This is a genomic window from Roseicyclus sp. (assembly GCF_052168335.1).
GTDB lineage: Bacteria > Pseudomonadota > Alphaproteobacteria > Rhodobacterales > Rhodobacteraceae > Roseibacterium.
This window is the reverse complement of the sequence record NZ_JBQLZP010000424.1, coordinates 1-3,916: the sequence shown is the minus strand read 5'-3', so window position 1 is coordinate 3,916 and position 3,916 is coordinate 1. Positions and strand designations below refer to the sequence as shown.

The 3,916-nt window shown below is 72.6% G+C and carries 4 protein-coding genes; all 4 read left to right on the top strand.

Annotated elements, in window-relative coordinates; all coding sequences use genetic code 11:
• Positions 1 to 158 (top strand): Phenylacetic acid catabolic protein (locus tag ACTS11_RS12955; RefSeq protein ID WP_442640725.1); only part of this gene is annotated, 158 nt, incomplete at its 5' end.
• Positions 152 to 619, top strand: coding sequence for a 1,2-phenylacetyl-CoA epoxidase subunit PaaD (paaD, locus tag ACTS11_RS12950; RefSeq protein WP_442640724.1), 468 nt, complete (start codon positions 152 to 154; stop codon positions 617 to 619). The genes ACTS11_RS12955 and paaD, both read left to right, overlap by 7 nt.
• Positions 620 to 630: 11 nt before the next feature.
• The gene (locus ACTS11_RS12945) at positions 631 to 1,701 is read left to right on the top strand and encodes a 2Fe-2S iron-sulfur cluster-binding protein (protein WP_442640723.1); all 1,071 of its coding nucleotides are present in this window, start codon (positions 631 to 633) and stop codon (positions 1,699 to 1,701) included.
• 11 nt (positions 1,702 to 1,712) lie between these two features.
• The gene (gene paaZ / locus ACTS11_RS12940) at positions 1,713 to 3,758 is read left to right on the top strand and encodes a phenylacetic acid degradation bifunctional protein PaaZ (protein WP_442640722.1); all 2,046 of its coding nucleotides are present in this window, start codon (positions 1,713 to 1,715) and stop codon (positions 3,756 to 3,758) included.
• Positions 3,759 to 3,916: the final 158 nt, after the last annotated feature.

Below are 3,916 nucleotides of genomic sequence, written 5' to 3'. Positions count from 1 at the left end.
GGGTCGAGGCCGTCCTGACGGAGGCGACGCTGAGCCTTCCCGAGGGCGGTTTCGTCCATTCCGGCGGCAAGTCCGGCTTCCGCCACAGCGAGCACCTCGGCCACCTGCTGACGCAGATGCAATGGCTCCAGCGCGCCTATCCGGGGGCCACATGGTAGCGCTGCGGCCCGGGGCGGAGGAGGTGCTGACCTGGCTCGACGCGGTGCCGGACCCGGAGATCCCGGTGATCTCGGTCGTGGACCTCGGCGTGGTGCGGGACGTCCGGTGGGACGGCGACACCCTCGTCGTCGCGATCACGCCGACCTATTCGGGCTGCCCCGCGACCGCGCTCATCGCGATGGAGATCGAGGCGGCGCTGCGCGACCGGGGCATCGCGGAGCTGCGGCTCGAGACGCGGATCGCGCCGCCCTGGACGACCGACTGGCTGAGCGAGAAGGGGCGCGCGCAGCTCGAGGCCTACGGGATCGCGCCGCCCCGGCCCGCGGGCGGCCCCGCGCGCTGCCCGCGTTGCGGGGCGGCTGATCTCGAGCGGATCAGCCAGTTCGGCTCGACGCCCTGCAAGGCGCAATGGCGCTGCCGCGCCTGCCTCGAGCCCTTCGACTACTTCAAGTGCATCTGAGGACGGACCCCGTGCCGCGTTTCCACGACCTGACCGTGACCGCCATCGACAAGACGATCCGCGACGCGGTGGTGGTCACGCTGCGCCCGCCCGAGGGCGCGGATTTCGCCTTCCGGCCCGGCCAGTATCTGACCTTCCGCCGCGACTTCGATGGGCAGGAGATCCGGCGCACCTACTCGATCTGCGCGGGGGCCGACGACGGCCTCCTGCAGGTGGGGATCAAGCGGGTGGAGGGCGGCGCCTTCTCGACCTTCGCCAACGAGGGCCTGCGCGTGGGCGACAGGCTCGCGGCGATGCCGCCGATGGGCCAGTTCATCGTTGCGACCGATCCGGGGGCCGCGCACCGCTACCTCGCCTTTGCGGGCGGCTCGGGGATCACGCCGATCCTGTCGATCCTGCGCACGGTGCTGGCGCGCGAGCCGAAGTCCCGCGTGACGCTGATCTACGCCAACCGGGGCCTCGGCTCGATCATGTTCCGCGAGGAGATCGAGGACCTGAAGAACCTCCACATGGGGCGGTTGAGGGTGATCCACGTGCTCGAGCACGACGCGCAGGAGATCGAGCTCTTCACCGGGCGGCTGACGGAGGAGAAGTGCGCCGAGCTCTTCGCGCGGTGGGTGGATGTCGCAGGGATCGACCTCGCCCTCGTCTGCGGGCCCGAGCCGATGATGCAGTCCGTCTCGGCGGCGCTGGCGACGGCGGGGGTCGAGCCCTCCCGCATCCGGATCGAGCGCTTCACCTCGGCCGCGCAATCGGGGCGCCTCGCGCGGCCCGTGCCCTCGCAGGCGGCCGCCGCGCGCGAGGGGGAGACGCGCCTCAGCGTGACGCTCGACGGGGCGACGCGCACGATCGAGGTGCCGGCCGGCATGACCGTGCTCGAGGCCGCGCTCGCCGCCGACATCGACGTGCCCTTCGCCTGCCGGGCGGGCGTCTGCTCCACCTGCCGCTGCAAGGTGACGGAGGGCGAGGTCGAGATGGCGGCCAACCACGCGCTCGAGGATTACGAGGTGGCGCAGGGCTACCGCCTCTCGTGCCAGTCCTTCCCGTTGACCGCCCGCGTGGCCGTCGACTACGACCAGTGACGGGGGCGCGCATGACACTGCACCGGGTCCACAGCTTCGCCGCCGGCCACTGGGTGCCGCCGGGCGCCTCGGCCCGCGAGATCGCGGACGCCGCCACCGGCGAGGTCTGCGCGCTGGCGGGCCATGACGGGCTCGACTTCGGGGCGATGCGGGCGCACGCGTTGCGGCGTGGCGGCCCCGCGCTCCGGGCGATGGGGTTCCACGACCGGGCGGGGATGCTGAAGGCGCTGGCCCAGCACCTCCAGGGCCACCGCGAGGCGCTCTATCGCCTGTCCTACCATACCGGCGCGACGCTGTCGGACAGCCGGATCGACATCGACGGGGGGATCGGCACGCTCTTCGTCTTCGCGTCCAAGGGGCGGCGGGAACTGCCGGACGGCGACGTCTGCGTGGACGGCGCGACCGAGATGCTGTCGCGGCAGGGCACCTTCGTGGGCCAGCACATCTGCACGCCTTTGCGGGGCGTCGCGGTCCACATCAACGCCTTCAACTTCCCCGTCTGGGGGATGCTCGAGAAACTCGCGCCGACGCTCCTCGCCGGAATGCCCGCCATCGTGAAGCCCGCGACCGCCACCGGCTACGTGGCCGAGGCCGCGATGCGCCTGATCGTGGAGAGCGGCATCCTGCCCGAGGGCGCGGTGCAGCTCGTCTCGGGCGGCGCGGGCGACCTGCTGGACCGGCTCGACGGGCAGGACGTGGTCAGCTTCACCGGCTCGGCCGCGACGGCGGCGAAGCTCCGCGCGACGCCCGCGCTGTTCGAGCACTCGGTCCGCTTCGTCGCCGAACAGGACAGCCTCAACGCCACGATCCTCGGCCCCGACGCGGCGCCCGGATCGGCCGAGTTCGACCTCTTCGTGCGCGAGATCCACCGCGAGATGACCGCGAAGGCCGGGCAGAAATGCACCGCGATCCGGCGCGTGATCGTGCCCGAGGCCCGCGTCGACGCCGTCATCGACGCCGTGGCCATGCGCCTCTTCGAGACGCGGATCGGCGCGCCAGACCGCGAGGATACGGCCATGGGCGCCCTCGTCTCGCAGGAACAGCGGCGCGACGTGCTGCACGCCGTCGCCCGTATCGGCTCGGAGGCGGAGCGGGTCTTCGGCGACCCCTCCGACTTCGAGGTGCATGGCGCCGACGTGCAGAAGGGCGCCTTCCTGCCGCCGATCCTGTTCCGCTGCGCCGATCCCGACGGCGCGCACCGGGTCCACGACACCGAGGCCTTCGGCCCCGTCGCGACGGTCATGGGCTACCGCGACCTCGATCACGCGGCGACGCTGGCAAATCGCGGCGGCGGCAGCCTCGTGGTCTCGCTCGTCACCCGCGATCCCCTGGTGGCGCGGCAGGTCGCGCTCGGCGCCGGGGCCTTCCACGGGCGGATCTACATCAACAACGCCACCTCCATGGCCGAGAGCACGGGACACGGCTCGCCGCTGCCGCACATGGTCCATGGCGGGCCGGGGCGCGCGGGCGGCGGGGAGGAGCTCGGCGGCATCCGCGGCGTGATGCACTACATGCAGCGCACCGCCGTGCAGGGCAGCCCGGACATGATCACGGCGATCACCGGGCAATGGACGAAGGGCGCGGCCCGGCCCGAGGCGCCCGCGCATCCCTTCACGCGGACCTTCGGGGACCTCGCCGTCGGCGACACCCTGACGACGGCCGAACGCGAGGTGACGCTGGCGGACATCGAGCATTTCGCCGAGTTCACCGGCGACCGTTTCTACGCACACATGGACGAGGCGGCGGCGGCGCGGAACCCGTTCTTCCCGGGCCGCGTGGCGCATGGCTACCTGCTCCTCTCCTTCGCGGCGGGCCTCTTCGTCGAGCCGTCGGAGGGGCCGGTCCTCGCCAACACGGGGCTCGAGAACCTGCGCTTCATGAAGCCCGTGAGCCCCGGCGCGCGCATCCGCGCCCGGCTGACGGTGAAGCGCAAGACGCGGCGTACCGACAGCTACGGCGAGGTGCGCTGGAACGTCGAGATCGTGGACGCCGAGGGTGCGACGGTCGGCGAATACGACCTCCTGACGATGGTGGCCTACGCCCGCCCCGGCGTCTGAGGGCGGTGGACCGCGCCGCGCGCGGAGGCTATCCCGGAACGGCACAAGAGGGAGACGCGAGATGGGCATCTTCGGGGGACAGGCGGCGGTGGTCTCGGGCGGGGCCTCGGGCCTCGGCGAGGCGACGGTGCGGGCGCTGGCGGCGGCGGGCCTCCGGC